Here is a 26,429-nt window from a genome sequence, read left to right as displayed (position 1 = left end):
CCGAGCAGGGCCTGGCGCAGCAGGTTCACGCGGCCGCCTCGGCCAGGCTGAAGCGCTCGAACGCCCGTTCGAGCTTCACGTCGTACAGGTTGCGGGCGTAGGCGGGCCCGTTGTAGAGCCGGGCGAACTCGGCCCAGCGCCGGGACTTCAACGCTTTGCGCAACGCGGGGTCGGTCTCGATGAACCGTACGAACGCCTCCAGCTGCTGGCCTTCGTCCTCGCCCATGGCCTGGGCGAAGGCCTGGGCGCTGGGGTAGCCCAGGCGCGACCAGTGGTGTCCCATGATCTGGAACAGGCCCCAGCTGGCCGACTCGATGCCGATGGTGTCGTCGATCTGCCGTGCAGTGGCCAGGCGCTGGTGCTCGGCGTTGCCGCCCACATAGCCACCGGGGGTCGGGTTGACGACGTTCGGGTAGAGGCGCACCAGGTTCTCCAGCTCGGCCAAACGCTGAGCGGGTGTCTGGCCAGGGCGAGGCGCTGCCTTCAAGCGGGCGTACATGACGTGGCGCTCGAACAGGATCGCCGGCCGACCATTGGGCACGAAACCCGCGCCGCTGCTCTCCACCGCGTTGACCGCCTGCACCGCAGCCAGCGGCACACCGAGGCGTTCGGCCGCGTCGCGCAGGGCGCCCTGGCGCAGCATGTGGGCGGTTTGGCCGCCGCCCAGGGCCGACAGGGTCTTGGGTCCGGCGTCACCGTCCACCACCAGGCCGGCGCGCTGCTGAAACGCGCGCACCGCCGCCTCGGTCGCGTCGTCGTAGTTGCCGGTCACCGTCAGTTGAGCGCCGGCCCGGTTCAGGTTGAGCTGCAAGGTGCGGACGTCCTGGCCGCGGTCACCGTGTCGCAGGGTCATGGCCGGGCCTCCACAGTGCGCTCGACGTAGCGGCGCGCGAGGGCGCGCACGCCCTCAACCCCCAGCAGGCCGATAACGCCACCGAAGAACGGGGCACTGGCGCCGGTGAGGCCGAACAGTTCCAGGCCGGAGCTGGCGGACAGGGTGATGAACCCACACAGGGGCGCTTCCAGGGCGGCCTTGCGCAGACCACCGCCGCCGGAGATCACCCGCAGCCCGGCGATGCAGGCGCCCAGGAAGGCCGCGTAGATGGCGGGCCATTGGTGTTCGAGCCAGGTGATGAACCAGGCCCAGGTATCGGGTTTGTCAGGCATGCGCTTGCGTCCGTTGGTCATGGTGGTTAATCCCAGAGGTTGACGGTGGCGCGCTCGGGAGCGCTGGCAGCGGTCGGCACGTCTGGCAGGGTTACGGGGTGCCCGGTGGGCAGGATCGGGCCGAGGCTGGCAAGCCCCGGATTGGCGTCGAGCACCTGCTCGGTGATGCCGGCGGTGCGGCCGTAGTGGCGCCAGCACAGGCGGTCCACGGTGTCGCCCTGCAGGGCTCGCGCCTGGGTGGGCATCAGATCAGCTCCACGGTCATACGGCGGCGGCCCACCAGGTCGCTGAGCGCCCAGCGCTGGTCGCGCCGGTATTCGTCGCGTAGGTCCTGGATGGCCTCGGCGTTGCGCTCGCCGCTGTTGGTGGTGTCGTAGCCGCGGTAGCGTTCGATGATCTCCGCACCGGCGCCGGCCTGGACGGCTCGCAGGTACAGGTGCACCAGGCCGGAGATGCCGTTGATCGGCTCGGCGGGCACCTGGTCCAGGCTGGCGTAGCCCTGGGCCTGCTGGGCGGCGCGCCATTCCGCGAGGCCGCGGTTGACCTCGATCATGGCGGCGACGACCGCGGTTTCGAGCCGCGCTTCGGTCACGCTGGCGTCGATCCGCAGGGCGGCCCGCACCGTCTCCAGGTCGACGCTGGGCCAGTAGGGGTCGCTGTTGATGTGGCTGGCGGGCACGGGGGCGCCAGCGATAAATCCGCTCATGCTCAGGCTCGAATAGGTCGGCGGTGGTCGGGGCGTCACACAGGGAAAAGGAAGTAAACCCGTGATCAGCCCCGAGCCGCCGGGGTTGCGGGGGACCGCTCGGTTAGCCGCCAGTGGCGGCGTGTTCTTTTTCCTGGCGCTCGGTGTGCTTCTTCAGCAACCGCTCCGCGCCGTCCAGGTCTTTCTTGCCACCGCAGGTGCTATGGCGATCGATGGCGCTTTTCAGCAGGTCGATGCCCGCCTGGATCTGCCCGGGCTGGCCGGGGGCATCCTCGGTCAGCCCTTGCAGGGTTGCGCGACCCGTGGCGAGCAGCAGCTTGGCGCGTACCTCGTCGGGCATGTCCTGGCCCTCGGTCAGCTCGGCGGTGCGGTGCAGGATGGCCAGAGGGAAGGTGTCACCGGCCTTTTGCGCCTTAAGCGCTGCCTCGGCAATTTCCTCGGCTACCAGGCAACCGGTGGTGCGATTGAACCGATCCGGCATCGGCAACCCGTGTTGCAACACATACGCCACAACGTCGAGGGCGCCAGGGTAGTCACCGGCGTCGATGCGCCAGAGCATGACGGTGGTGACCACTTCGTCCTGTGCGCCCCGGCCGGCCTCGATCACGCCCTGCACATAGTCGGCGTGGTGAACCAAGAGCTGGCGTTTAAGCTCTGCCTTGGCTTGGTTCGACTGCACCTGCTTCAGGCGCAGACGATCCTGGATCAGCTGATGCAGTTGCAGCTCGTAGGACGTGGCGCCTTCCATGGAGGTGCCCGGGTCGCTGGCCGCCGCCTCCAGGGCGGCGGTGACACGTAGGAAATGAGCGCGGCAAGGGTTCATGGCTTGATCTCGATGTTTTCAGCCAGCGCCGCGCAGCCCAGGTCCTCGACCACGTAGGCCTCGTTCACCGACTCGTAGTTCTCGATGCGGTCACGCTTGGCGTTGTCCACAACGGTGCGGCGGCGGGTGCCCTCCTGCCAGTAGAGCGAGAGGTTATCCAGTCGGGTGACCATCAGCGCCTTGGGCGGGAAGTGCGGTACGCGCACTGCCGGCAGGTTGCCGATGCGCTTCTGGCTGGTGACGATGTCAGCCGCGAGCATCTCGGTTGGGGCCTGGATCTTGTTGATGATCGGGAAGTATTTGTCCGCCAGCAGGTGGCGCCCGCAGATCACCACCAGCTCGGAGTCCTCCTGATACCAGGGCTCGATCAGCTCCGACACCATGCTGAACACCAAGGCGTCGAGGTTGGCGAAGTCGCCACCCGCACCCACCTCGATCTTGTCGCTGCCCTGCTTGATTTCATCCAGCACCCGGGCGGCGTTTTCGCTGCGCATTTTCTGCAGCCAGCCGATGTTCACGTCCTGCAACAGAGGGTTGGTGGTGGGATTGGAGGTCTTGGCGCGGCTGGTGCCGTTCCAACCGATCATGATCCGGTTGAGGGCCATCAGCTTGATGATGGCGTCACGAATGCGCGCCTGGAAATCCGGGAATTTCGCCCAGGCATCCAGCTTGGAATACTTGATGTGGGTGTCGTAGTTGGTCTGGGTGCAGGCGTACCCGCGACTGTCGAGGCTGCTGATATCGCGGGTTTCGCGCTCCTGGGTATCGGTGTCGGTAGTACCGGCCAGCGGCCCGGTGACACCCAGGCCGATCTTTTCGCCCATCTGTTCGGTCACGCCGTAGATGTTGATCCGCTTGAGGAAGTCGCTCGACTCCTGAATGCGGGTTTCCAGGGTCTGGGTGACACTGGGAGCGGTGGCGAATTTCGTGGTGACGTCGGCAACGCCGTGCAGCTGCGCCAGCTGCTGCAGGTAGGCGTTGAAGAGAACTCTGGTTTCGTTGCGCATGGTGGTTCCTTGGGCTCTTCGGTAGTCGGGAGTCAGCAGTCGGTCACTGGCTGGCCACTGCCGCCGCCCGAAATCACCGGGCGCTTGGTCTGCGTGAAGTCCTGGATCTTGCCCAGGCTGGTTTTCAGGTCGGCCAGCTCGGTGCGAAGCGTCGAGACCTGGGTGCTGAGGTCCTGGGTTTTGCTCTGCTCGGCGGCGAATTGGTCGGCCAGGGTCCGGCCGTGTTCGGCGAGGGCTTCCACGGCGCCGCTGACGGCGGTGAACTCGGTCTCGCTCTTGGCCTTGCCGCGCAACAATTCCTGGACCTTGCCCAGCAACTGCACCCCGATGCCGGGCTCCACCTGCTCGAATTCCAGGCGGGTCTCCAGCGCCTCGGTGAACATGGAGTCCGCGGAGAAATGGCGGTCGCGGAAGGGGCTGCTGTCGGGGTTCTGCGCGCTGAAGGCCAGCACGTCGGTGCCCAGGCTGGCCGGGGAGTCGGTGACCCCCAGCCCGACCATGTAGGCCTCGCCGGTATCGGCGAAGCTCGGGTCGATTTCGATGGAGGTGTAGAGCTTCTGCTTCGCCTTGTTCATGGCGACCAGGTCGTCGGTGGGCTCGATCTGGGCGAACAGGCCGAGGCGCTTGGTGCCCGCGATATCCACTTCCTCCGCCTTCAGCGACAGGACGTCACCGTAGGCCTTGAACGGACCGTCCGGCATGGTGCCGCGCAGGTGCTCCAGCCAGACGCGGGCGCCGTAGGTGGCGCGGTTGAAGTTTTTGGCCGCCTGTTCCAGCCATTTTCGCTCGATCTTGCGCTTGTCGGTGGTGCCGCCTTCGACGGCGACGCGGAACCAGGTGCTGCGGAAATTCTTGCTCATGCCGTGGGGGTCCTCGAATCGGTAACGCAGGGTGCGTGGCGATGAGGGGCATGGTCGGGACGCGCGCGCGGCCCAGCAATGAGGGGGGTGTGTAGGGGGACGGCGTACAAGTAGGGCCGCTCGGCGGCGGCCGGCCGGGGCGGCAGCATCGCCGCCATGAACGAGACCCAACGCCCAACAATGGATAACCGCCGCCACGCCAAGTTCCTGTACTGGACTGGCTGGCGGGTGACCGACATTGCCGACTATCTGGGCGAGAAGGAGAAAACCCTGCACGCCTGGAAGACCCGCGACGAGTGGGACCGGGCGGACAATGTGGAGCGGATCGGCGGGGCGCTGGAGGCACGCCTGGTCCAGCTCATCCTGAAGGAGCAGAAGAGCGGCGGCGACTTCAAGGAAATTGACCTGCTGCACCGGCAGCTTGAGCGGCAGGCGCGGATACAGAGATTCCAGGGTGGCGGTACGGAGACCGACCTCAACCCGAACCTGGCCAAGCGCAACGAAGGACCGAAGAAGCGCTCACCGAAAAACGATATCAGCGAAGAGCAGATCGAGCTGCTGAACGAGGCCTTCCTCGACAGCTGTTTCGACTATCAGAAGGACTGGTATCGCGCGGGGAGCCTACGCACCCGGGTCATCCTGAAGTCCCGCCAGATCGGCGCCACCTGGTATTTCGCCCGCGAGGCGCTTCTAGACGCCCTGCTGACGGGAAGGAATCAGATTTTTCTGTCCGCCTCGAAGAACCAGGCCTATCTGTTTCGGGGGTATATCCAGGCGTTTTGTCGGGAGGTGATCGGCGTCGAGCTGTCCGGCGATCCCATCGTGCTGCCCAATGGGGCTGAGCTGTATTTCCTCGGCACCAACGCCCGCACCGCCCAGGGCTACCACGGGAATTTCTACTTCGACGAATTCTTCTGGACGTTCAAGTTCGAGGAACTGAACAAAGTGGCCTCGGGCATGGCCATGCACAAGAAATGGCGGAAGACCTACTTCTCCACACCCAGCAGCATGGCCCACGAAGCCTATTCGTTCTGGACCGGCGAGCGGTTCAACAAGGGCAAGCCCGCCGCGCAGCACCTCAAGGTCGACGTTTCCCACTCCGCCCTCCAAGGCGGCCGGCTATGTGAAGACCAGATGTGGCGGCAGATCGTGACCATCCTGGACGCGGAGCGCGGCGGCTGCGACCTGTTCGACATTGAAGAGCTGCGCCGGGAGTACAGCCCGCTGGCCTTCTCGAACCTGCTCATGTGCGACTTCGTCGACGATGGCGCGAGCATTTTCCCCCTGGCGATGCTTCAGCCCTGCATGGTCGATTCGTGGATCGAATGGGGGGAGGACTACAAGCCGTTTGCTTCGCGCCCATTCGGCGACCGCGCCGTATGGGTCGGCTACGACCCGGCCGAAACCGGCGACTCCGCCGGCCTGGTGGTGGTCGCACCGCCCCTGGTCCCGGGTGGGAAATTCCGGGTGCTGGAACGTCACCAGTTCCGCGGCATGGATTTCGGTGCCCAAGCCGAGATGATCCGCCAGATCACCAGGCGCTACTGGGTCACCTATATCGGCATCGACACAACCGGCATGGGCAGCGGCGTGGCCCAGTTGGTCCGCCAGTTCTTCCCTGGGCTGACCACCTTCAGCTACTCGCCCGAGGTGAAAACCCGACTGGTGATGAAGGCGTGGGACGTCATCCACAAGGGACGGCTGGAGTTCGATGCCGGCTGGACTGACATCGCCCAATCGCTGATGGCGATTCGCAAAACGGTCACCGCCAGCGGTCGCCAATTCACCTACACCGCGGGACGGACCGACGAGACCGGCCACGCCGACCTGGCCTGGGCGCTGTTCCACGCCCTTCACAACGAACCGCTCGAAGGCACGACCACGGCCAACACCGGGCGCATGGAGATTTTCTGATGAGCAAGCATAAACGCGGCCGGCAGGCTGCAGTGCATTCCCAGGTAGCGACACCCCCCGCTGTAGCCCAGCCGGGCGGCATGCAGGCGTTCACCTTCGGGGAACCGACCCCGGTCCTGGGCGGGCGCGGGATCTTCGACTACCTGGAGTGCTGGTTCAACGGCCGCTGGTACGAACCGCCCCTGTCGCTCGATGGCTTGGCCCGCTCGACACGTGCGGCGGTCCACCTAGGGTCCGGCCTCGCGTTCAAGCGCAACATGCTCGCCCGCACCTTCGTCCCCCACCCTCGGCTGTCCCGCGCCGCGTTCGAGCAGTTGACCATGGACTGGCTGTGGTCGGGCAACGGCTACCTGGAGCAACGCCGATCGGTGCTGGGCTCGCCGATCCGGTTCGAGCCGCTGCTGGCGAAGTACATGCGGGTCGGGCGGGAGGGTGAGTTCTACCAGGTGGCCGGCTGGCAGAACGAGCACCTGTTCGACCCGGGCACGGTGTGCCAGCTGCGCGAGGCCGATATCGACCAGGAAATCTACGGCATGCCCGAGTGGGTGTCGGCGCTGCAATCGGCGCTGCTCAACGAGGCCGCGACGCTGTTCCGGCGGAAATACTACGAAAACGGCTCACACGCTGGCTTCATCCTCTACATGACCGACGCGGCCCAGGACCAGGCCGATATCGACGATTTGCGCAAGGCGATGAAGGAAGCGAAGGGACCGGGGAATTTCCGCAACCTGTTCGTCTACGCGCCCAACGGGAAGAAGGAAGGCATCCAGGTCATCCCGGTGTCGGAGGTGGCGGCGAAGGACGAGTTCGCCTCGATCAAGAACCTGTCCCGTGACGACCTGCTGGCCGCGCTACGGATACCGCCGCAGCTGATGGGGATCGTCCCGCAGAACGCCGGCGGGTTCGGCTCGATCCGGGACGCCGCCGAGGTGTACGCGCAGAACGAGCTGGAGCCGGTGCAGGCTAGGCTCCAGCAGGTGAACGAGTGGGCGGGGGATGAGTTGGTGAAATTTAGGAGTCTGTACTGAATGGTACTAGAGCCTCCAGAGTTAGCTGGTTGCCTTAACCGTTGAGAAGCCTCTCAAGATGATTCCTGATTGCTTTTTAGGCTTTCCAGCAAAAGCCGACCCCTCCATCTCAAGAGAAGCTCTCACACCATCAGCAGTATGAAGGCTGCGATACGCCGTAGCTGAGCGCAAGTGTTCAAGTCGCTCGGCTGCCAGCGCCTTAGCTTGTTTTGCTCTCGAAGCTCTATCAGTTTTTTCGCTCATTTTCAGCCTCCTTTTCGATGTCAGCGTAGTCCTGCTCTAGATCATAGGCAAGACCTACCCCGGGGACGTTTTTGAAATAATGTCTCTCATAAACGTGACGGGCTTCGGGAAGAGGATCTTTGACTACTACCCATTTCAAGTCTAAAAGTACACCGTAAAACCTCACTGCTGTCAGGCAAATCCACGCGACATGACCAGCGGTTGGAAGAGACTTATCAGGGTTCCTTTGTAGATACAGAACTAGCATTTTTTCACGGCTATCTTTTGGTGATGCATAGCAAAGGCCGCCCAGCTTTTCACCGTGCCATAAAGCAATATCTAGCGCCTTAGGATCTCTTCTCTTCCATTTCGGCACTCGCTCCCAACCAAAATCATACTCAGAATTTAACCAAGTCTCATAATCTGAAATCGCTTCTAGGTCGATTTCTCGTATACGCAGGCTCCCAGGCTCCTTGATATCTCTTGAACTTATTGCCTCCATAAGAGTGGCGTCAAAGACAGCTTCTTTATAGCTACTAAGGATTAAAGGGTCGGATTGTAGTTTGGGTTTCAAATTAGGTGCCCCTTAGTTAATTCAGACCTGCCTTCCAAGCCAAGTTTTCATAGATATAAGGCTGTTACGAAAGGATTTTCCCTTGAGCATCCATGGCCATGTGTACGGCTAGCTTCCCAATGGCCGCACGAATACCCAGCAGCGAATCGCCTTATCCGTCAGCCGGCTATGTATCACGCGGTTCTTATGCAGGCAGCGCGGGGCGGTGCTTTGCCACAGTCCCTGGCGCAGGGTGCTGTCGAAGCGCAGTGGCTGGCCGTGCTCGATCAACAGGCGGGCCAGTTCGGGCAGGTTCACCGCCAGCAGGCCGCTGGCCAGCGCGTGGTTGTAGTCCACCCCCTTGCCGTCGAGAAACGCCAACGCCTTCCAGAACGGTTCAACCACGTCTGGCGCCTTGGGTGCGGCGCGGCCGATGCTCTCCAGCTCCGGTACTGGCAAGCCCAGCGCATTGGAAACGTCGGCCAGTTGCTGGTGAATCAACTGCCGCAGTTCCTGGTCGCGGGTGCGGTACAGCTCTTTGGCCAGGGACAGGCGCAGACGGTGGTTGGCGATGCGCGAGGCAGCGGTCGAAGCCCCGGGCCGCTCGGCCACTCCCTGGGTCCAGTAGTTCCAAAGGGCGTCGTCGCATTCTTCCTGGTACCGGATGATCTTCTCGCGAAGCTCGGGGGCGACCTTGTTGGGGCTGATCGAATAGAGCCAAGCGGGGAGCTTCTTGAGCGGCAAACAGATCATTCCTCTCTGCTTCCCATCCTCCGCAACTGTCAGGATTTCCCTGATAGTTGAGTTGAAACGCTCGGTCAGTTTTTCCTGCTGGCCCTGCCACGAAAGCCCCATGTTGCTGACTATTGGCTTCATCGCCACATAGGGCTCATTGTCCTGGCCAACCAGGACGACCGTATCCCCGTGGAAAGGAACGGGGAACAGCTGCGGTGCGGTGTTCATGCTTTGGCTTCCCTTCATAGGATCTCATCCAGCGCGTCTTCGGCCTGGCCTAGTTTGCCGACCAGGGGCTTCAGCAGGCAATGCAAATGGCCACCATCCAATTTCCGGTTGTGCGCCGCATCCAACAGCTCCAGCAGCATGTCAACCGCGCCACGCACGTTGCTCAGTTCCAGCCCGATGCCTCTGAGTCGCTTGAGGTCGTCGGTGATAGCCGCGAGTTCATCGAGCTGGGCGTCGAAGTGATTGGCCTTGAGCACGGCGCTATCGGCGCCGCGCAGCGGGCTAAGGTGGGCATGCAGCTCGGCAAGGCGAGCGAGGGTGCGGGAGAAGGTCGACATGATTGAATCCTCGTATGGCTTGCAACCCGCCCCCAAACGCCAATTTGGGTGAGCGGAACCGTGCGGGTTGGCGTACCGGTACGAGGGCCGGCGTGCCCGAAGGCACCCACACACGGCCCGCCCATAACAGGCTTGCCATGCTGCGGACACAAAAAAACCGCTCTATTGGCGGTCGTGTCCGCCTCGTAAACCGGGACGCCAATCCCGTGCCGCTGGACTTACAGCGACGGGCGAACCATAGCCCCATCGAGTTTCTTAGGTCAACCGATTCCGGCTGACGTAGGGGCTCGGCGCACCACGCTTGCGCGCAGCCTCCGCCTCAGTGGGCTCTTCACCGCCAGGAGCATCGTACAAATTTTGAACAGTCGAGAGCTGCGCGCGGGCGTGTCTGAGCCCGGCGCGCGCAGTCGTCCCCCCGCCACGCCTGCGGGCTAAATGGGTCGATTTTTCTGCACCCCTGCAGGGTGGTGAGAGCGGCCCAGGCTGGGCGCTGGCGGCGGGTTGTGGGTCACGGAAAAGCCTGCGAATCCCTGCAGCAAGCCCTTTTATTTCAAATGCGGGCGCGATGGCCTCCGCCGCCTTGTTTTCTATGTGGGGTATGCCGACCTGTAACTTCCGTTACCAGGGAGGCCGCATGTGCCTGAGAGCCCAGTGGCGTGCGGGATAGAGGGAGAACGGCGGGGTGTAACTTTCTGTTCCTTCAGCTGTAACTTTTTTCAAGTGACTGATTTTAAAGGAATTTAATTCGGTAAAAAGTTACGTTAGTGAATGTAACTTTTTAACTATAAAGTAACGCTATAGTTACGGCGAATTCTCATGCCTAACTCATTGAGTTATAAGGATTTTCAGCAAGAAAAAAATGGAGGTAACAAAAGTTACGGAGTCCCCTTGGCCGAACATAAAACGGGGGTCTTTGCCAGGGAGGAGGGGAGTGGCGAGCCACGCATGCTGCGGCGCTTTCACACTGCTGTTACGTGTGTTATTACGTGTAGGCTGCTCTGCGAGCCTATCAAGCACCGTAAGTGCTTGATTTAATTGGTGCCGGCACCAGGAGTCGAACCCGGGACCTACTGATTACAAGTCAGTTGCTCTACCAGCTGAGCTATACCGGCAATTGCGGGACGCATTATAGCCATCTGGCGCGGCGAGTAAACTCCCTTATGCAGGTTCTTCAGGCTAAGGTCGGAGGGTGGCTGAAGCCGAAGGCGGGGGCGGCCAGGGGTTCGTCTCTCGGATTCCCTGCGGCTCGGCAGCCGTTCCAAGCCGTTGTTTTTACTTGGGCTAACGCAAAGGGGACGATCCGGGCGCGGCTCGATGGGGCGGTGTCGCCACGGAGCGATTCGAGTTCGCTTCCCGGTCCCTTGCAGCTCAGCGCTCGGCGAGGAGGAGGAGGTTGCGCGGGGTAAGGCAGGGGTCGCAGAAGGGGCCGAGGCGGACGCGGTAGCCCCGTTCCTCCAAGTAGAGGGCGCGGTCGAGGACCAGCCAGATTTCCAGGGGGCGGCGGAACAAGCCGCGCAGCAGCTCCAGGTTACGGACGTCCGCGAGGCGTCGCCAGCCGGCGGCTTCCCAGTGCGCCCAGTCGATGCTCGCGGGCAGGGCGAGGCGCTCCCCGGCCAAGCGCTGGCAGTGTTCGGCGAACGGACGGTCCAGCCAGGCGGGCGGCAGGGAGGGCGTTGGCAGGTAGTGGTCGCATTGGCGCAGGTGCCGTTGCAGCAGGTCGAAGCCCAGGCGGCGCGCCATGGAGCGGTCGCGCTGACGCCTGACCCGGGCGCCGGCGGTAACGGTTTCGCTGATGGAGAGGCGCAGGTCGTCCGCGTCGAGCGTCAGGGGCGATGCCCGGGCCGTCCGGGACAGCGGCCGGTAGCGGTCGTCCGCGATGCGGTTGTAACAGCAGGGGGCCAGCGCCAGTTGCCGGCAGCCGGCCGCGCTGGCCAGCGCGAGCAGGCGAACGTGCAGGTCACCGCAGGCATGCAGGGCGACGGGCGTATGCTGGGCATCGAGGTGCCGGGCGACGCTCTCGGCCATCACATCCTGCTGGATGTGCCGCGCGTTCAGGTGCAGGCGATCGCTGAGGGCCTGGCCGTCTTCGACCAAGTGGGCATCGCGCTCCAGGCAGCTCAAGGGGCTGCCGTCCTGGGCCAGCCGACGCCCCAGGTGACCCTTGCCGGCGCACCAGTCCAACCAGTGGCGCGGGACGGCGGCGAAGTCCAGGCTGCCGGCGAAGGCTTCGATCTGCTGCCACTTGCGACCGGGCACGTCCACGGAGAAGCGCGCCGGCACGGCGGGCAAGGCCTTGGTGTCGAAATGGCCCAGGGCGATCAGCTGTCGCGAACGCTCGGCCAGCGTCGAGAAAGGTGCCGGTGCGTCCAGGTCGTTCGGTCGGGCATGGGCCGCTTCCGCTGCCTCCAGGGTGCGACTGCGCAACCAGGCCGACAGGTCGGGATGTCGTGCCTCCCAAGGCAAATGCAGGTCGGTGAAGGGCTTCGGGCGCCAGAGGTCTTGGTGCTCGAGCAGGAAGGCGTCGAGCGCGGCGAAACGCTCGCGGAGATGCGGGCCTTGCAGCGGAGGAGAACTGGACACGGTGTGCGCCGGGCAGGAAGCGGGAGCGCGATTATAGCCCCGGGCCGGCGGCCCCCGTCATGGCGACGGAGGGCCGCGATGCCGCGGCTCGACGCCCCTGACTCAGCGTCTCTGACTTAGCGTCCCTGACAGGCGTCGACCCGCAGCCAGCGCTCCAGTGCCTTGAAGCAGCGCACCAGCACGTAGGCGATCACCAGGTAGAACAGCCCGGCGGCGAAGAAGATTTCCACCGGCAGGTAGGTGCGCGCGATGATGGTGCGCGCCATGCCGGTGAGCTCCAGCAGGGTGATGGTGCTGGCCAGCGCGCTGGCCTTGAGCATCAGGATCACCTCGTTGCTGTAGGCGGGCAGGCCGATGCGCGCCGCCCGCGGCAGGATGATGTAGACCAGCGCCTGGTTACGGGACATACCCAGCGCGCGCGCCGCCTCGATCTCGCCGGGCGGGATGGCCTGGATCGCACCACGGAGGATTTCGGCGATGTAGGCCGCGGTGTGCAGGGTCATGGTGATCACCGCGCACCAATAGGGGCTGCGCAGGTAGGGCCAGAGCACGCTGTGGCGCACCGCGTCGAACTGCGCCAGGCCGTAGTAGACGAGGAACAGCTGCACCAGCAGCGGCGTGCCGCGCAGGAAAAAGATGTAGGTATAAGGCAAGGCGCGCACGTACCAGTGCCGCGAGGAGCGGGCGATGCCCAGGGGGATCGCCAGGATCAGCCCGGCGACGACGGCGATGGCCACCAGTTCCAGGGTGAGGATGGCGCCATCGGCCAGGCGCGGCAGCCATTTGATGATCACGTCCCAGTTCATGCCGCGCTCCTGGCGAAGCCGCGTCCGGCCCGTCTCTCGAGGAAGTACATGCCGGTCATGGCGAAGACGGTCAGGCCCAGGTAGATGAAGGCGGCGACCATATAGAACGTGAAGGCTTCCTTGCTGGCGGTCACGGCGATCTGCGAGCGGCGCATGATTTCTTCGAGGCCGATCACCGATACCAGGGCCGTGTCCTTCATCAGGATCATGAACAGATTGCCCAGGCCCGGCAGGGCGATGCGCCACATCTGCGGCAGGATGATCCGCCAGAGGATCCGCGACGGCGACATGCCCAGGGCCTGCCCGGCCTCACGATGACCCTTGGGGATCGCCAGGATGGCGCCGCGGAACACTTCGGTGGCGTAGGCGCCGAAGCACAGGCCGAGGGCGATGGTGCCGGCGGAAAAGGCGCTCAGCTCCAGCGCCGGGTAGCCGATGGCCTCGCCGATACTGCGCATCAGGTTGACCGTGCCGAAGTAGATCAACAGCACCCAGAGCAGCTCGGGAATGCCGCGAACCAGGGTCGAGTAGGCACCACCCAGCCACTGCAAGGGCTTGAGGGGGGAAGTCTTGGCCAGCGCGCCGAGCAGGCCGAGCACCAGACCCAGGCTGAGCGCGGACAGCGCCAGCTTGATGGTCATGAGCGTCCCGGCGGCCAGGGCGGGGCCGAATCCGTGGAGATCGAGGGTCATCTGGAAGGCTACTGCTGGAGGGTGCGGGCGGCGGCCGGCTTCCGCATGGGCGGGGCCGGCCGGACGGCATCAATAGATGCTGAAGGGGAAGTACTTGTCGTTGATCTTCTTGTAGGTGCCGTCGGCGATGATTTCCTTCAGTGCGCCGTTCAGCCTGTCGCGCAGCGGATCGCCCTTACGCACGGCGATGGCGATCTTGTCGTTGTCGAACACCGGGTCGCCCTTGAACTCGAAGTCCTTGCCGGCGGCGCTCTTCAGCCATTCCCAGTTGACGAACTTGTCCGCCAGCACGCCATCGACGCGCCCGGAGGCGAGGTCGAGGTAGGCGTTTTCCTGGGTGTCGTACAGCTTGATGTCGACCACGTCACCCAGGTTGTCCTCCAGCCAGGTGCCGGCGATGGTGGCGCGCTGGGCACCGATCGACTTGCCTTTGAGGCTTTCCTTGTCGGTTTTGAGGTCGCTGGTCTTGGGCGCGACGAATTGCAGCTTGTTGGTGTAGTAGGCGTCGGTGAAGTCCACCGCCTGCTTACGCTCCTCGGTGACCGACATGGAAGCGGCCAGGAAATCGAATTTCTTCGCGTTGAGCGCCGGGATGATGCCGTCCCAGTCGGAGGTGACCACTTCGCACTCGGCTTTCAGCTTGGCGCAGAGGGCCTTGGCGATCTCGATGTCGAAGCCGCCGGCCTGGCCGCTGGCGTCGATCAGGTTGAAGGGCGGGTAGGCACCCTCGGTGCCGATCTTCAGTTGTTCGGCGGCGAAGGCCGAGGTACCGAGTGCCAGGGTGGCGGCCGCGGCCAGCAGAATCTTCTTGTAATTCTTCATGCGTTATTGCTCCGTGTTTAGCGATTGCTGGACATGAATTGTTTGCAGCGCGCCGATAGCGGGTGTTCGAACACCTGTTCGGGTGTCCCCTGTTCCTCCACCAGGCCCTGGTGAAGGAACACCACTTCGCTCGACACCTGCCGGGCGAAATGCATCTCGTGGGTGACCAGGAGCATGGTACGGCCTTCCTCGGCGAGCGCGCGGATCACGTTAAGCACTTCTTGTACCATTTCCGGATCGAGTGCCGAGGTGGGTTCGTCGAAAAGAATCACCTTGGGTTGCATCGCCAGGGTGCGGGCGATCGCCGCGCGCTGCTGCTGACCGCCGGAGAGCTGCGCGGGGTAGACATGGCGCTTGTCGCCGATACCGACCTTGGCCAGCAGCGCTTCGGCCACTTCGGTGGCCTCGGCCCTGCTCTGGCCGAGCACACGGCGCGGCGCTTCGATGATGTTGTCGAGCACCGTCATGTGCGGCCAGAGATTGAAGTTCTGGAAAACGAAACCGATTTCGCTGCGCAGGCGGTTGATCTGCTTGCTGTCCCCGGCGACCAGTTCGCCGTTCTTCGCGGCCTTCAGTTGCATTTCCTCGCCGGCGACGAAAATCTGGCCCTTGTGCGGGTTTTCCAGCAGGTTGATGCAACGCAGGAAGGTGGACTTTCCGGAGCCGGAAGAGCCGAGGATGGAGATGACGTCGCCGTCGCGCGCGGTGAGGGAGATGCCCTTGAGCACCTCGAGGTCGCCATAGCGTTTATGCAGGTTACGGATTTCCAGCGCGGGCGTGGCCTCGGCCATGGGGGATCCTCTTCTTATTCGAATGCGCTCCGTCTGCAACTGGCCTTCCTGGCGAGGGGCAAGCTAGCACAGCGTTCTGTGGGGCGCCAAGCAGGGCTGGGCGGGTGGCGGCGGCGATGATGGCATCTTGTCGCATCGGCGCAGCGCACTGTCGCGTAACCACAATAACCGGCCGATTTCAGCCGCCTCGGGATGGTTTTCTGCGGTTCACGGGGGTGCGCTGGCGCGCGCGTCAGGGCTGTGCGCCGGCGTCGCGGCTGCGCCCTTTGCGGGCATCGCGCCGCGCTCAGCGCTCCAGGATGCCGCTCACCTTTTCCCGCAGCAGGTCGATGGTGAAGGGCTTGGCGATCATTTCCATGCCGCCGCCGACCAACTGTCCGTCGATATCGGCGATCTCCGCGTAGCCGCTGGCGAACAGCACCGGCAGGTGCGGCCGTAGTTTGCGCGCCTCTTCTGCCAACTGCTGGCCGTTCATGCCGGGCAGGCCGATATCGGTCATCAGCAGGTCGAGGGTCTGTCCGCCCTGCAGGATCGGCAGTGCCTCCTGGGCATCGGCTGCCTGGAGGACCGCGTAGCCCAGGTCTTCCAGCACTTCGACGGTGAGCATGCGCACGATATCGGCATCCTCGACCACCAGGATGGTCTTGCCGGCGGTGTCCTCGGCGGGTGCGGTTTCCAACGGGTGGTTGCTCTCTTGCATGGTGGTGTCCCTGGGCAGGTAGAGGACGACGTGGGTGCCCTGTCCCGCCTCGCTGTTGATGCGGATGTAGCCGCCGGTCTGCTTGATGAAGCCATGCACCATGGACAGGCCGAGGCCGGTTCCCTGGCCGATGGTCTTGGTGGTGAAAAAGGGTTCGAAGGCATGGGCGAGGGTGTCGGCGCTCATGCCGCTGCCACTGTCGCACACTTTGAGCACCAAGTAATCGCCCGGAGGCGGCTGATCCTCGCTCGTCGACACGTCCTGGCCGAGGCTCAGGTTGCCGGTTTCGAACAGCAGGACGCCGCCCCCGGGCATGGCGTCGCGGGCGTTGCTGGCCAGGTGCTGGAGCACCCGTTGCAACTGGTGGGGGTCGCTGCGGGTGGGCCACAGGTCCGGGGCCAGCCGGGTGTGCAGTTGGATATCGGGGTCGAGGTTGCGGCGCAGGCTGTCGTGCTGCGCCCGGACCAGCGCGTTGAGGTCGACCCTGGCGAGTTCCAGGGTCTGGCGGCGGGCGAAGGCCACCAGGTTCTGGGTCAGCGCCGCGCCCCGGTTGGCGGAGACGCTGGCGGCCTCCAGCAGGCGCTCGACGCCCTGGCGCGCGTCCGGCGACAGCTTGCGGCGAATCAGTTCCAGGCTGCCGATGATGCCGGCCAGTAGGTTGTTGAAGTCGTGGGCGATGCCGCCGGTGAGCTGCCCCACCGCCTCCATCCGTTGCGCCTGGTGCAGCGCTTCCTCGGCGCGTCGGAGCGCCTCCGCGGTGTGCTTTTCCTCGGTCACGTCGCGGGCGTTGGCGTATACGTAGGGTCCCTGGGAGGTGGCGCGCCAGGCGAACCAGCGGTAGCTGCCGTCCTTGTGGCGGAAGCGGTTCTCGAAGTGCAGGGTGTGCAGCCCGGCCGCCAGGTTCTGGCGCTCCTGATCGGTGCGGGCGATGTCGTCCGGGTGTTCGAGCCAATGGGTGGTCTTGCCGAGCAGGTCCGCCTCGCTCCAGCCGAGGAGGGTTTCCCAGGCCGGGTTGACGCTCAGCATCACCCCGTTCAGGTCGGCCACGCAGAGCATGTCCTGGCTGAGGCTCCAGAGCCGGTCGCGCTCCTGGGTGCGCAGTTCGATGCGCTGCTCCAGGTCGGCCGTGCGCAGGCGACGTTCCTCCTGGGCGCGCGCCTGGGAAATGTCCAGGGCAAGGCTGTCGGCGACCTGAGAGAGAAAGGTCCGGTAGTCCGCGTCCAGTCGGCGCCGCGGGCTGATGCCGCAGACCAGGAAGCCGATCGGCTGGTCGTCCAGGCGCAGGTCGTGCAGGCGCTGGATATACGCCGTACCTAGCGGTTCCGGCCAGGGCGCCAGCACCAGGGGCGCCTGCGTGCGGCCTGCCAGGTCGTCGCAAACCCGTCCCGCTTCGTCGCGCACCTCGCCCAGCGGCCAGGGCGCCTGGGCGTCGTCGAGTCCGATCAGCGCCGGGGCCAGCGCGTGGTCGGCGGGCAGGCCTTGGGCCGCCATCAGGCGTGCCTGGCGCGGGCGTTGTGGGTCGATCAAGTAGATCAGGGCGAAGGGCAGGTCGGCGCTAGCCGAGGCGAGCAGCCGCTGTGCGTGCCGGCAGGCGTTCTCGACGGTTTCGTGCTGCTTGCTCTGTTCGGCCAATGCCGTGAGCAACCGGGCGCGGCGCCGGTCGAGGACCTTGGCGGTGGTCTCGATGACCGTGTTGTACAGGCCGACCGGATGCCCGTCGCCATCGGGGATGGGGCTGACGTTGTAATTGAAGTAGCACTCCTCGAGGTAGCCGAAGCGCTGCATCGGCAGCATGCCGTCCTCGGTGTGCACGGCCTCGCCGGTGGTCATCACCGCCTCGAACATGGGTTGCAGGATCGACCAGAGCTCCGACCAGGCTTCCTGTGCCGGCCGGCCCAGCACCCAGGGATGCTTGTCCCCGGGCAGCAGGCTCCAGGCATCGTTGTAGAGCAGGTGAAAATCCCTGCCCCAATAGATGCATACCGGAAACTTGCAGTTGAGGCCGACGCCGAGGATCGCCTTGAGGATCGGCGACCAGTCGTCGAGGGGGCCGAGGCCGCTGGTGCTCCAGTCGGTGGCGCGGATCAGGTTCGCCATCGGGCCGCGGCCGATGAGCGGTTCGCCGCCGCCGGGAGGGGCGGGCGGCGCGGGATGGGGATGTCGAGGCGGCATCGGTACGTCCTGGGGGATTACGGTCGCTCGTCCGTGTCGCGAGCATTCTGGTTCGCCATGGCGGGCCGCCGGGCGCGGTTGCGGGATAGGTTGCTGGTTTAGAAGGGGGTGTGCCGGGAAAATTCAGTCTTCCTCCGGCGTCTCCGGGCCGATGCGGGCGGGCCATTTCGTGCGAACCCTTTGCCGGCGGCGCAGTCGATAGGCAGATGTGCGTTTCCCGGCCAAGCGGCAGCGACTGGTTTGAACTCTTCCAGTGGCCCCATTACCATCCGGGGCTTTGCCTTTCTCCCTGATCGGCCGTACCCAGCCTTCGTACTCGGAAGTCCCGATGAACAGCCTCGACGAGCAACGTTTTCGCCGTATCCTTGCCCGCAATGTGACCCTGCCATTGGGCGTGGGCTTGCTCAGCGCGGTGTTTTTCGCCGTGCTCATCGGCTATCTGCTGAACGTGCTCGAATGGGTCGAGCACACCGATCGGGTGATCGGCAACGCCAACGAGGCGGCCAAGCTGGCGGTGGATCAGGAGACCGGCATGCGCGGCTTCCTCATCACCGCCGACGAAAGCTTCCTGGATCCCTACGAACTGGCGCTGCCGCGGTTCGATGCCCAGATCGAAACCCTGCTGGAACTGGTGGCGGACAACCCTCAGCAGATCGACCGCCTGAAGCGCATCGCCGCCCTGCAGCACCAGTGGGGCGAGGTGGCCCGCGAGTTGATCGAGAAGCGCCGCGGCGGGCAGGACCTCGCCGACATCATCCGCACCGGGCGTGGCAAGCGGCTCACCGACGAGGTGCGCAAGGAGTTCGTCGACTTCATCGCCACCGAGGAGCGATTGCGCTTCGATCGTCAGAACACCGCCAACTCCAGCACCTTCTGGCTGGTGACCCTCTACCTGAGCCTGAGCCTGGCCCTGAGCGGGTTCCTCGCGTACTTCGGCCGCCGCGAGCTGATGGCCCTGTCGAGTACCTACAACAACGCCCTGCGCCAGCAGAACGAGCATGCCCAGGTCTTGCATCAGCAAGCCTGGCTGCGCAGCGGCCAGACCCAGATGGCGGAACGCCTGATCGGCCAGCCCGGCCTGAACCAACTGGGTCGCGGCGTGCTGGAATTCCTCGCCCACTACTTGGACATCGCGGTGGGCGCGCTGTACGTGCGCGAGCACCACGGCGGCCTCACCCGCGTCGCGTCCTACGGCTTTTCCCGCGAGCAGGAGAAGGCCGACCAGTCGTTCTACAGCGCCGAGGGCCTGGTCGGGCAGGCAGCCCAGGAGCGCCGGCTGCTGCAGCTCGACGAACTGCCGGAGAACTACCTGAAGGTGTCCTCGGGCCTGGGCGAGGGCCTGCCGCGTAGCGTGGTGGTGCTGCCCTTCACCGACGACGACAAGGTCAACGGCGTGGTCGAGCTGGGTTTCCTGCGCAAGCCCAGCGAGCGCGACGTCGAGTTCCTCAGGCTGATCGCCAGCAACATCGGCTCCTCGATCGAAGCGGCGCGCTACCGCCATCGCTTGCAGGAAGTGCTGGCCGAAACCCAGCAGCTCAACGAAGAACTGCAGGTCCAGCAGGAAGAGCTGAAGACCGCCAACGAGGAGCTGGAGGAGCAGTCGCGGATCCTCAAGGAATCCCAGAGCCACCTGGAAAGCCAGCAGGCCGAGCTGGAGCAGACCAACGAGCAACTCGCCGAGCAGGCCCAGGCCCTGGCCGACCAGCGCGACGTTTTGAACCAGAAGAACGCGGCGCTCAACGATGCCCAGGAGCAGCTCGAGCAGCGTGCCCTGGACCTGCAGCGCGCCAGCCGCTATAAGTCCGAATTCCTCGCCAACATGTCCCACGAGCTGCGCACCCCGCTGAACAGCTCGCTGATCCTGGCCAAGCTGCTGGCGGACAACGCCCAGGGCAACCTCAACGAAGAGCAGGTCAAGTTCGCCGACTCCATCTATTCCGCCGGCAACGACCTGCTCAACCTGATCAACGACATCCTCGACATCTCCAAGGTCGAGGCGGGCAAGCTGGACGTGCGTCCGGAGAGCACCCGCGTGGCCAAGCTGGTCGAGTCCCTGGAGACGATGTTCCAGCCGCTCGCCAGCCAGAAGCGCTTGAGCTTCGAGGTGAACCTGGACGAGGCCGCGCCCAAGGTGCTGTTCACCGACCGCCAGCGGGTCGAGCAGATCCTCAAGAACCTGCTCTCCAACGCCCTCAAGTTCACCGAGAAAGGGCAGGTCAGCCTGAGCGTGAGCCGGCATCCGAAGGGCATCGCCTTCGCGGTGCGCGACACCGGCATCGGCATCCGCGACGATCAGCAGGAAAGCATTTTCGAGGCCTTCCGCCAGGCCGACGGCACCACCAACCGTCGCTATGGCGGCACCGGGCTGGGCCTGTCGATTTCCCGCGACCTGGCCAATTTGCTCGGCGGTTCCATCGGCGTGCACAGCGAGCCGGGGGTCGGCAGCACCTTCACCCTGCTGTTGCCCGAGACCTACGAGGAGGCCTTGCTCGACGTATCGCCCGCGCCCTCGCCGAGTCTCCCCCTGACGCCGACCCCGAGCCTGATCGAGCGGCCCATGCTGGCGCCGTCGCCGGTGGTCGAGCGAGTCCCGCTGCCGAGCTTCGCCGACGACCGCGACCAGGCGCCCTTCGCCGGCCGCACCGTGCTGGTGATCGAGGACGAGCCGAAGTTCGCCAAGATCCTCTACGACCTGGCCCGCGAGCTCGACTACAACTGCCTGGTCGCCCATGGCATCGACGAGGGCCTCCGCCTGGTCCGCCAGTTCCGTCCCGACGCGATCCTGCTGGATATGCGCCTGCCCGACGGTTCCGGGCTGTCGATGCTGCAACAGCTCAAGGAAGACCCGAAGATCCGCCACATCCCGGTCCACGTGATTTCCGTGGAGGACCGCATGGAAGCGGCGCTGCACCTGGGCGCCATCGGCTACGCGGTGAAACCCACCACCCGCGACCAATTGAAGGAAGTGTTCGGCCGGCTGGAGGCCAAGCTCGACCAGAAGGTGAAGCACATCCTGCTGGTGGAGGACGACGCCCGCCAGCGCGACAGCATCGCCCGCCTGATCGGCGACGACGACATCGAGATCACCGCCGTCGAGCTGGGCAGCGAAGCCCTGGAGAAACTCCACACGACGATCTTCGACTGCATGATCATCGACCTGAAGCTGCCGGACATGCAGGGCAATGAACTGCTCAAGCGCATGGCCAGTGAGGAAATCTGCTCCTTCCCGCCGGTGATCGTCTACACCGGGCGCAACCTATCGCGGGACGAGGAAGCGGAGCTGATGAAGTATTCCCGCTCGATCATCATCAAGGGCGCGCGCTCCCCGGAACGCCTGCTCGACGAGGTCACCCTGTTCCTGCACAAGGTGGAGTCCGAGCTCTCCAGCGATCGCCAGCGCATGCTCAAGACCGCGCGCAGCCGCGACAAGGTTTTCGAGGGCCGGCGCATCCTCCTGGTGGACGACGACGTGCGTAACATCTTCGCCCTCACCAGCGCGCTTGAGCAGAAGGGCGCCGACGTGGAAGTGGCGCGCAACGGCCTGGAAGCCATCGACAAGCTCAACCAGGTGGAGGACATCGACCTGGTGCTGATGGACGTGATGATGCCGGAGATGGACGGCTACCAGGCGACCCTCGAAATCCGCAAGGACCCGCGCTGGCGCAAGCTGCCGATCATCGCCGTCACCGCCAAGGCGATGAAGGACGACCAGGAACGCTGCCTGCAAGCCGGCGCCAACGATTATCTGGCCAAGCCGATAGACCTGGATCGGCTGTTCTCGCTGATCCGCGTCTGGATGCCGAAACTGGAACGGATCTGATATGTCCGATCGCGACATCGAAATCGAACTGCGGCTGTTGATCGAAGCGATCTACCTGAAGTACAGCTACGACTTCCGCGACTACTCCGGCGCATCGCTCAAGCGCCGGGTGCTGCACGCCCTCAACCAATTCGACTGCAAGACCATCTCGGCCTTGCAGGAGCGCGTGCTCCACGAGCCGCAGACCTTCATGCAGTTGCTGCAATACCTCACCATTCCGGTGAGCGAGATGTTCCGCGATCCGACCTATTTTCTCGCCCTGCGCCAGCAGGTGATCCCGGTACTGCGCACCTACCCGTCGCTGAAGATCTGGATCGCCGGCTGCAGCACCGGCGAAGAGGTCTATTCCATGGCGATCCTGCTCAAGGAAGAGGGGCTGCTGGAGCGCAGCATCCTCTATGCCACCGACATCAACCCGCACTCCCTGGAGCGGGCACGGCAGGGCATCTTTTCCCTGGACAACATCCGCGGCTACACCGAGAACTACCAGAAGGCCGGCGGGCGCCAATCGCTTTCCGACTACTACATCGCCGCCTACGACGGCGCGTTGTTCGACAAGGCGCTGCGCGAGCGGGTGACCTTCGCCGACCACAGCCTGGCGACTGACAGCGTGTTCGCCGAAACCCACTTGATCTCCTGCCGCAACGTGCTGATCTATTTCAACAAGAAGCTGCAGAACCGGGCTTTCGGGCTGTTCCACGAGTCGCTTTGCCATCGCGGCTTCCTCGGCCTGGGCAGCAAGGAAAGCCTGGACTTCTCCGCCTATGCCACCAGCTTCGAGCCGCTGGTCCGGCAAGAACGGATCTTCCGCAAACTATGAACCAGCCCCGGGGTGAACGCCTGTGCCGCCGTTGACGCCAACCCGTCGCATCGATGCGCTGGTGGTCGGCGCGTCCGCCGGCGGCGTGCAGGCGCTGCTGGAGCTGTTCGCCTGCCTGCCGGCGGACTACGGCGTGCCGGTGGTCGCCGTGCTGCACCTGCCGGAGGAACGCCACAGCCGCCTGGCGGAGGTGTTCCAGACGCGCATGGCGCTGCGGGTGAAGGAGGCCGAGGACAAGGAGCCGCTGGCCGCCGGCACCCTGTATTTCGCCGCGCCGGGTTACCACCTGTCCATCGAGCAGGATCGCAGCTTTTCGTTCAGCCGCGAGGAACCGCGACATTATTCACGGCCGTCGATCGATATCCTGTTCGAGTCGGCTGCCGACGTGTATACCGTCAACCTGGCCGGATTGCTGCTCACCGGCGCCAACGACGACGGTGCCGCGGGGCTGGCGATGATCAAGCGCCGCGGCGGCCTGACCCTGGTCCAGGACCCCGTCGACGCCCAGGTGCCCACCATGCCGCAGGCCGCGCTGGCGCTGCATCGACCGGACTTTATACTTCCCTTGCGCGAGATGCCCGCCGTGCTGGCCCAACTGGACCCCTCCTCATGCTGAGCGCCACCGAAAGCAAGCTGCTGATCGTCGACGACCTGCCGGAAAACCTGCTGGCCCTCGAGGCGCTGATCAAGCGCGAGGGACGCGCGGTGTACAAGGCGTTGTCCGCCGACGAGGCGCTGGCGCTGCTGCTGGAGCACGAGTTCGCCCTGGCCATCCTCGACGTGCAGATGCCTGGGATGAACGGCTTCGAGCTGGCCGAGCTGATGCGCGGCACGGAAAAGACCAAGCACATCCCCATCGTGTTCGTCAGCGCCGCCGGGCGCGAGCTCAACTACGCGTTCAAGGGCTACGAAAGCGGCGCGGTGGACTTCCTGCAGAAGCCCCTCGACGTGCACGCGGTGAAGAGCAAGGTCAACGTGTTCGTCGACCTTTATCGTCAGCGCAAGGTGATGATGCGCCAGGTCGAGGCGCTGGAACGCAGCCGCCAGGAGCAGGATGCGCTGCTCGCCGAGCTGCGCTCGACCCAAGACGAACTGCAACGTTCGTTGCGCATGCGCGACGACTTCATGTCCATGGTTTCCCACGAAGTGCGCACGCCGCTCAACGGGCTGATCCTCGACACCCAATTGCGCAAGATGCAATTGGAGCGCAACAACGCCGAAGCCTTCACCCTCGACAAGCTGAGCGCCATGTTCGCCCGCGACGAGCGCCAGTTGCAGAGCTTGATCCGGCTGATCGAAGACATGCTCGACGTGTCGCGCATCCGCACCGGCAAGCTATCGATCCGGCCCAAGCGCTTCGACCTGACCCGCCTGGTGACCCAGGTGGTGGAAAGCTTCTCCCACCAGGTGGCGACCGCCGAATACGAGATATCGGTGCTGGGCCATACCCCCATCGTCGGGGTCTGGGACGAGTTCCGCATCGAACAGGTCCTCGCCAATCTGCTGACCAATGCGTTGCGCTACGGGGCGAAGAAACCCATCGAGGTACGCGTCTACCCGGTCGCCGAAGGCGCCCGCATCGACGTGCGCGACCATGGCATCGGCATCCCGCCGGAAAACCAGCAGCGGATCTTCCAGCAGTTCGAGCGCGGGGTGGGCAACGACGCCGTGGCCGGCCTGGGGCTGGGGCTCTACATTTCGGAACAGATCGTCAAGGCCCACGGCGGTAGCATCACCGTGCAGAGCGCGCCGGGCGAGGGCTCGCTGTTCTGCGTCCACCTGCCCCTGGGCGAGCCGAACGACCGGGCGATCGCGGCTGTCGAAGGGGCAGGCCTCGGCGACGATGTCAGCGCCCGCTAACGCGGCGCAGCCTGCACGGGCCGGATCGGCCGAACCAGTGGAAAGCGGATGGGACATTCAGTGAAGAAAACGGTGCTGGTGGTCGAGGACGAACCCTTGATCCTGATGTTGCTCGTCGACTACCTGTCGGGCGAGGGCTATCACGTGCTGCAGGCCGACTCGGCGGATGCCGCCTTCCTCATCCTCGCCGGCCGGCCACGCCTGGACCTGCTGATCACCGACTACCGCCTGCCCGGCGGCGTCTCCGGGGTGAAAATCGCCGAACCCGCGCTGAAACTGCGCCCCGACCTCAACGTGATCTTCATCAGCGGCTACGCCACGGAAATCTTCGAGACCGGCAGCGATGTGCTCGACAAGGCCACCGTCCTCGGCAAACCCTTCTCCATGGACACCCTCAAGCGCACCATGGAGACGTTGTTGCGTTAATAGGGGTCGGTTGGCGATGTGAGGCGTTTGGCGCTCATATAGTTCGACAGTAGGCCGCCCACATCCCCGTTTTGAATACGGGTGAGCGAGAGCCCGATCATGCCCAACCCTTTCAGCTCGAAGGGCGCTGGAGGATCGATCGGCATGAGATTCCGCTTGTAGCTGCTCCACTCTGAGGTGTCGTCGTAGCCCGACAGTGTCAGTTCCAACCAGCCGGTATCGTATTTGGGTGCAGGCAACCGTGTGCGAACGTACTGGCCGCCCAGGATATCGCTGTCGCCGAGACCGATGATATTGGTGATGGCACAGAGATTTATCCTGTCGCTGGATTCGCGCTCGCCCTCGCGGCTTGCGAGCAGGGTATCGACCCGTTCGCAGGTCAGGCCATTCTCGTCAGGGGTCGTTACGAACGGCGAGTGGCGCTCGCCCGCCATATCCGACGTGGTCAGGGCGTTGAGGTAGGCCTTGGTGGGGAAGGTGACGACCCAGTCCGTCTCCGCGTTCAGGCCGGCGCCATAGGCGAAGTCCCCTTCGGCGCTCGGACGAGTCAGCAGGGCCGTGACAGCCTCGACGCCGTTGCGGAACGGTATCACCGTGCCGCGCATGGTCGCATAGCTCGTTTCGCTCTGGCCCAGCGTCGGCTCGGGATCTTCCGGGCGGGTCTGCCGGACATTTTGGCTGAATTCGTTCAGCGCCGAGGCTTCCACAGCGATCTGATGACCATTCATGACGTTGGTCAGGGTGACACTGCCGGACAGGTGGCCTCTTGGAGGCTTGAGTCCGTAGTGGCGGTCCAAGGCCCATGGACCTCCTGCGTCGAACGCGCCGGAAAGACCTCCACAATTGCCGCCGGAGAAGAACTCATTGAGTTGCTTCCACTCGGAATATTCGACAGCGGGGTCGAGTGAACCCATTTCAATGACCTCGACAATGCCCACTCGCGTGCGCGGCGCCAGGGCTGGATCGGCAGCGGCACCCAGTTCCACGCCTTCGGCCGGCAGTCGCGGCAGGGTACAACTGGTATCGGCGGTGATCAGACGTACTCCGTCGGCGCTGCGGGTCAGCACACCGGTCCAAACATCGTGACCACCCAGGTAGAGGTTGAAGCTATGGGCCACCTGGCCGCCCACGCCCTCGAGAAGGCGTACCTTGACGATACTCGGGTCAAGCGCCCCGTTGGTGACGTGAATCGCCGTGTCGTTGCCGGACTCCACGCTGTAGATCGGGTAGATCAACGCCTGCCCCTGGCCGCCGACCGAGAGTTCCACGGCGCCTGCGCAGGGCAGGCCCAATGCTGCGGCCAGGGCGAGGGAGCGAGAAACATTCATGTCATTTTTGTCCTTGTGAAATGAAGAAGGC

Annotated in this window: 25 protein-coding genes and 1 tRNA gene; 7 read left to right on the top strand and 19 right to left on the bottom strand. The window is 64.5% G+C overall.

The window, feature by feature from the left end; translation table 11 throughout:
- Positions 1-25 precede the first annotated feature (25 nt).
- The 7 genes from OGL92_RS12750 to OGL92_RS12720 all read right to left on the bottom strand — a co-directional run bounded on the left by OGL92_RS12750 (position 26) and on the right by OGL92_RS12720 (position 4,563).
- On the bottom strand, positions 26-853 hold the full coding sequence (locus tag OGL92_RS12750) for an N-acetylmuramidase family protein (RefSeq protein WP_263143988.1): 828 nt from the start codon (positions 851-853) through the stop codon (positions 26-28).
- The gene (locus OGL92_RS12745; protein WP_263143987.1) at positions 850-1,167 is read right to left on the bottom strand and encodes a phage holin, lambda family; all 318 of its coding nucleotides are present in this window, start codon (positions 1,165-1,167) and stop codon (positions 850-852) included. Before OGL92_RS12745 ends, OGL92_RS12750 begins: the two co-directional genes overlap by 4 nt.
- A 26-nt stretch (positions 1,168-1,193) precedes the next feature.
- A complete protein-coding gene (locus OGL92_RS12740; protein ID WP_263143986.1) occupies positions 1,194-1,412 on the bottom strand; it encodes a tail protein X in 219 nt (72 codons plus the stop codon).
- Entirely contained in the window at positions 1,412-1,873 is a 462-nt protein-coding gene (locus OGL92_RS12735; RefSeq protein ID WP_263143985.1) for a head completion/stabilization protein, read from the bottom strand. Before OGL92_RS12735 ends, OGL92_RS12740 begins: the two co-directional genes overlap by 1 nt.
- Before the next feature lie 103 nt (positions 1,874-1,976).
- Positions 1,977-2,696: a terminase endonuclease subunit gene (locus OGL92_RS12730; protein ID WP_263143984.1), complete on the bottom strand. Its 720-nt coding sequence runs from the start codon at positions 2,694-2,696 to the stop codon at positions 1,977-1,979.
- Positions 2,693-3,703, bottom strand: a complete 1,011-nt coding sequence (locus tag OGL92_RS12725) for a phage major capsid protein, P2 family (RefSeq protein WP_263143983.1) — start codon at positions 3,701-3,703, stop codon at positions 2,693-2,695. Before OGL92_RS12725 ends, OGL92_RS12730 begins: the two co-directional genes overlap by 4 nt.
- Positions 3,704-3,735: 32 nt before the next feature.
- On the bottom strand, positions 3,736-4,563 hold the full coding sequence (locus OGL92_RS12720) for a GPO family capsid scaffolding protein (protein WP_263143982.1): 828 nt from the start codon (positions 4,561-4,563) through the stop codon (positions 3,736-3,738).
- Positions 4,564-4,719: 156 nt separating this feature from the next.
- On the opposite strand from OGL92_RS12720, the gene OGL92_RS12715 reads away from it, so the two are divergent.
- The gene (locus OGL92_RS12715) at positions 4,720-6,477 is read left to right on the top strand and encodes a terminase ATPase subunit family protein (RefSeq protein WP_263143981.1); all 1,758 of its coding nucleotides are present in this window, start codon (positions 4,720-4,722) and stop codon (positions 6,475-6,477) included.
- On the top strand, positions 6,477-7,505 hold the full coding sequence (locus OGL92_RS12710) for a phage portal protein (protein ID WP_263143980.1): 1,029 nt from the start codon (positions 6,477-6,479) through the stop codon (positions 7,503-7,505). Before OGL92_RS12715 ends, OGL92_RS12710 begins: the two co-directional genes overlap by 1 nt.
- A 21-nt stretch (positions 7,506-7,526) precedes the next feature.
- Here the strand turns inward: OGL92_RS12710 and OGL92_RS12705 are convergent, their stop codons facing one another.
- The 11 genes from OGL92_RS12705 to OGL92_RS12655 form a co-directional block, all read right to left on the bottom strand.
- On the bottom strand, positions 7,527-7,748 hold the full coding sequence (locus OGL92_RS12705; protein ID WP_263143979.1) for a hypothetical protein: 222 nt from the start codon (positions 7,746-7,748) through the stop codon (positions 7,527-7,529).
- Positions 7,732-8,301 carry a hypothetical protein gene (locus OGL92_RS12700; RefSeq protein ID WP_263143978.1) on the bottom strand — a complete coding sequence of 190 codons (570 nt, stop codon included), beginning with the start codon at positions 8,299-8,301 and terminating at the stop codon, positions 7,732-7,734. Before OGL92_RS12700 ends, OGL92_RS12705 begins: the two co-directional genes overlap by 17 nt.
- A gap of 108 nt (positions 8,302-8,409) precedes the next feature.
- Positions 8,410-9,243: a phage antirepressor N-terminal domain-containing protein gene (locus OGL92_RS12695; RefSeq protein ID WP_263143977.1), complete on the bottom strand. Its 834-nt coding sequence runs from the start codon at positions 9,241-9,243 to the stop codon at positions 8,410-8,412.
- A gap of 14 nt (positions 9,244-9,257) precedes the next feature.
- Entirely contained in the window at positions 9,258-9,581 is a 324-nt protein-coding gene (locus OGL92_RS12690) for a DUF1484 family protein (RefSeq protein ID WP_263143976.1), read from the bottom strand.
- A 1,036-nt stretch (positions 9,582-10,617) separates the two neighbouring features.
- Positions 10,618-10,693, bottom strand: a tRNA-Thr gene (locus OGL92_RS12685).
- A gap of 256 nt (positions 10,694-10,949) precedes the next feature.
- Positions 10,950-12,161 (bottom strand): SAM-dependent methyltransferase, encoded by a 1,212-nt coding sequence (locus OGL92_RS12680; protein WP_263143975.1) that lies wholly within the window; start codon positions 12,159-12,161, stop codon positions 10,950-10,952.
- Positions 12,162-12,277: 116 nt separating this feature from the next.
- Positions 12,278-12,967, bottom strand: coding sequence for an ABC transporter permease (locus OGL92_RS12675; protein WP_263143974.1), 690 nt, complete (start codon positions 12,965-12,967; stop codon positions 12,278-12,280).
- The gene (locus tag OGL92_RS12670) at positions 12,964-13,659 is read right to left on the bottom strand and encodes an ABC transporter permease (RefSeq protein ID WP_263143973.1); all 696 of its coding nucleotides are present in this window, start codon (positions 13,657-13,659) and stop codon (positions 12,964-12,966) included. Before OGL92_RS12670 ends, OGL92_RS12675 begins: the two co-directional genes overlap by 4 nt.
- Before the next feature lie 69 nt (positions 13,660-13,728).
- The gene (locus OGL92_RS12665; RefSeq protein WP_263143972.1) at positions 13,729-14,481 is read right to left on the bottom strand and encodes an ABC transporter substrate-binding protein; all 753 of its coding nucleotides are present in this window, start codon (positions 14,479-14,481) and stop codon (positions 13,729-13,731) included.
- 17 nt (positions 14,482-14,498) lie between these two features.
- A complete protein-coding gene (locus tag OGL92_RS12660) occupies positions 14,499-15,272 on the bottom strand; it encodes an ABC transporter ATP-binding protein (protein WP_263143971.1) in 774 nt (257 codons plus the stop codon).
- A 286-nt stretch (positions 15,273-15,558) separates the two neighbouring features.
- The gene (locus OGL92_RS12655) at positions 15,559-18,144 is read right to left on the bottom strand and encodes a PAS domain S-box protein (protein WP_263143970.1); all 2,586 of its coding nucleotides are present in this window, start codon (positions 18,142-18,144) and stop codon (positions 15,559-15,561) included.
- Between the two features lie 328 nt (positions 18,145-18,472).
- Here OGL92_RS12655 and OGL92_RS12650 point away from each other — a divergent pair, with 328 nt between their 5' ends.
- From OGL92_RS12650 to OGL92_RS12630, 5 genes are read left to right on the top strand one after another with little or no spacing between them, the layout of a single operon-like run.
- On the top strand, positions 18,473-21,964 hold the full coding sequence (locus OGL92_RS12650; protein WP_263143969.1) for a response regulator: 3,492 nt from the start codon (positions 18,473-18,475) through the stop codon (positions 21,962-21,964).
- A gap of 1 nt (position 21,965) precedes the next feature.
- Entirely contained in the window at positions 21,966-22,784 is an 819-nt protein-coding gene (locus OGL92_RS12645; protein WP_263143968.1) for a CheR family methyltransferase, read from the top strand.
- Positions 22,785-22,815: 31 nt separating this feature from the next.
- Positions 22,816-23,400: a chemotaxis protein CheB gene (locus tag OGL92_RS12640; RefSeq protein WP_263143967.1), complete on the top strand. Its 585-nt coding sequence runs from the start codon at positions 22,816-22,818 to the stop codon at positions 23,398-23,400.
- The gene (locus OGL92_RS12635) at positions 23,394-24,644 is read left to right on the top strand and encodes a hybrid sensor histidine kinase/response regulator (RefSeq protein ID WP_263143966.1); all 1,251 of its coding nucleotides are present in this window, start codon (positions 23,394-23,396) and stop codon (positions 24,642-24,644) included. The genes OGL92_RS12640 and OGL92_RS12635 overlap by 7 nt, the downstream gene beginning before the upstream one ends.
- A 48-nt stretch (positions 24,645-24,692) precedes the next feature.
- Positions 24,693-25,070 (top strand): response regulator, encoded by a 378-nt coding sequence (locus OGL92_RS12630; RefSeq protein ID WP_263143965.1) that lies wholly within the window; start codon positions 24,693-24,695, stop codon positions 25,068-25,070.
- Here OGL92_RS12630 and OGL92_RS12625 read toward each other — a convergent pair.
- The gene (locus OGL92_RS12625) at positions 25,067-26,398 is read right to left on the bottom strand and encodes a hypothetical protein (RefSeq protein WP_263143964.1); all 1,332 of its coding nucleotides are present in this window, start codon (positions 26,396-26,398) and stop codon (positions 25,067-25,069) included. The genes OGL92_RS12630 and OGL92_RS12625 overlap by 4 nt on opposite strands.
- Between the last annotated feature and the right edge of the window lie 31 nt (positions 26,399-26,429).

This window comes from Pseudomonas sp. RIT-PI-AD, assembly GCF_025642785.1.
Classification (GTDB): domain Bacteria; phylum Pseudomonadota; class Gammaproteobacteria; order Pseudomonadales; family Pseudomonadaceae; genus Pseudomonas_T.
The sequence above is the reverse complement of the archived record's forward strand: the minus strand, read 5'-3'. Positions and strand labels throughout refer to the sequence as shown.

Excerpts from the sequence above, each read along its gene's own strand:
- OGL92_RS12650 (WP_263143969.1), top strand. The coding sequence starts at position 18,473 with ATGAACAGCCTCGACGAGCAACGTTTTCGCCGTATCCTTGCCCGCAAT.
- OGL92_RS12635 (WP_263143966.1), top strand. The coding sequence starts at position 23,394 with ATGCTGAGCGCCACCGAAAGCAAGCTGCTGATCGTCGACGACCTGCCG.
- OGL92_RS12705 (WP_263143979.1), bottom strand. The coding sequence starts at position 7,748 with ATGAGCGAAAAAACTGATAGAGCTTCGAGAGCAAAACAAGCTAAGGCG.
- OGL92_RS12695 (WP_263143977.1), bottom strand. The coding sequence starts at position 9,243 with ATGAACACCGCACCGCAGCTGTTCCCCGTTCCTTTCCACGGGGATACG.
- OGL92_RS12725 (WP_263143983.1), bottom strand. The coding sequence starts at position 3,703 with ATGCGCAACGAAACCAGAGTTCTCTTCAACGCCTACCTGCAGCAGCTG.
- OGL92_RS12690 (WP_263143976.1), bottom strand. The coding sequence starts at position 9,581 with ATGTCGACCTTCTCCCGCACCCTCGCTCGCCTTGCCGAGCTGCATGCC.
- OGL92_RS12645 (WP_263143968.1), top strand. The coding sequence starts at position 21,966 with ATGTCCGATCGCGACATCGAAATCGAACTGCGGCTGTTGATCGAAGCG.
- OGL92_RS12730 (WP_263143984.1), bottom strand. The coding sequence starts at position 2,696 with ATGAACCCTTGCCGCGCTCATTTCCTACGTGTCACCGCCGCCCTGGAG.
- OGL92_RS12735 (WP_263143985.1), bottom strand. The coding sequence starts at position 1,873 with ATGAGCGGATTTATCGCTGGCGCCCCCGTGCCCGCCAGCCACATCAAC.
- OGL92_RS12750 (WP_263143988.1), bottom strand. The coding sequence starts at position 853 with ATGACCCTGCGACACGGTGACCGCGGCCAGGACGTCCGCACCTTGCAG.
- OGL92_RS12740 (WP_263143986.1), bottom strand. The coding sequence starts at position 1,412 with ATGCCCACCCAGGCGCGAGCCCTGCAGGGCGACACCGTGGACCGCCTG.
- OGL92_RS12675 (WP_263143974.1), bottom strand. The coding sequence starts at position 12,967 with ATGAACTGGGACGTGATCATCAAATGGCTGCCGCGCCTGGCCGATGGC.
- OGL92_RS12625 (WP_263143964.1), bottom strand. The coding sequence starts at position 26,398 with ATGAATGTTTCTCGCTCCCTCGCCCTGGCCGCAGCATTGGGCCTGCCC.
- OGL92_RS12745 (WP_263143987.1), bottom strand. The coding sequence starts at position 1,167 with ATGCCTGACAAACCCGATACCTGGGCCTGGTTCATCACCTGGCTCGAA.
- OGL92_RS12630 (WP_263143965.1), top strand. The coding sequence starts at position 24,693 with ATGGGACATTCAGTGAAGAAAACGGTGCTGGTGGTCGAGGACGAACCC.
- OGL92_RS12715 (WP_263143981.1), top strand. The coding sequence starts at position 4,720 with ATGAACGAGACCCAACGCCCAACAATGGATAACCGCCGCCACGCCAAG.
- OGL92_RS12670 (WP_263143973.1), bottom strand. The coding sequence starts at position 13,659 with ATGACCCTCGATCTCCACGGATTCGGCCCCGCCCTGGCCGCCGGGACG.
- OGL92_RS12660 (WP_263143971.1), bottom strand. The coding sequence starts at position 15,272 with ATGGCCGAGGCCACGCCCGCGCTGGAAATCCGTAACCTGCATAAACGC.
- OGL92_RS12710 (WP_263143980.1), top strand. The coding sequence starts at position 6,477 with ATGAGCAAGCATAAACGCGGCCGGCAGGCTGCAGTGCATTCCCAGGTA.
- OGL92_RS12655 (WP_263143970.1), bottom strand. The coding sequence starts at position 18,144 with ATGCCGCCTCGACATCCCCATCCCGCGCCGCCCGCCCCTCCCGGCGGC.
- OGL92_RS12665 (WP_263143972.1), bottom strand. The coding sequence starts at position 14,481 with ATGAAGAATTACAAGAAGATTCTGCTGGCCGCGGCCGCCACCCTGGCA.
- OGL92_RS12720 (WP_263143982.1), bottom strand. The coding sequence starts at position 4,563 with ATGAGCAAGAATTTCCGCAGCACCTGGTTCCGCGTCGCCGTCGAAGGC.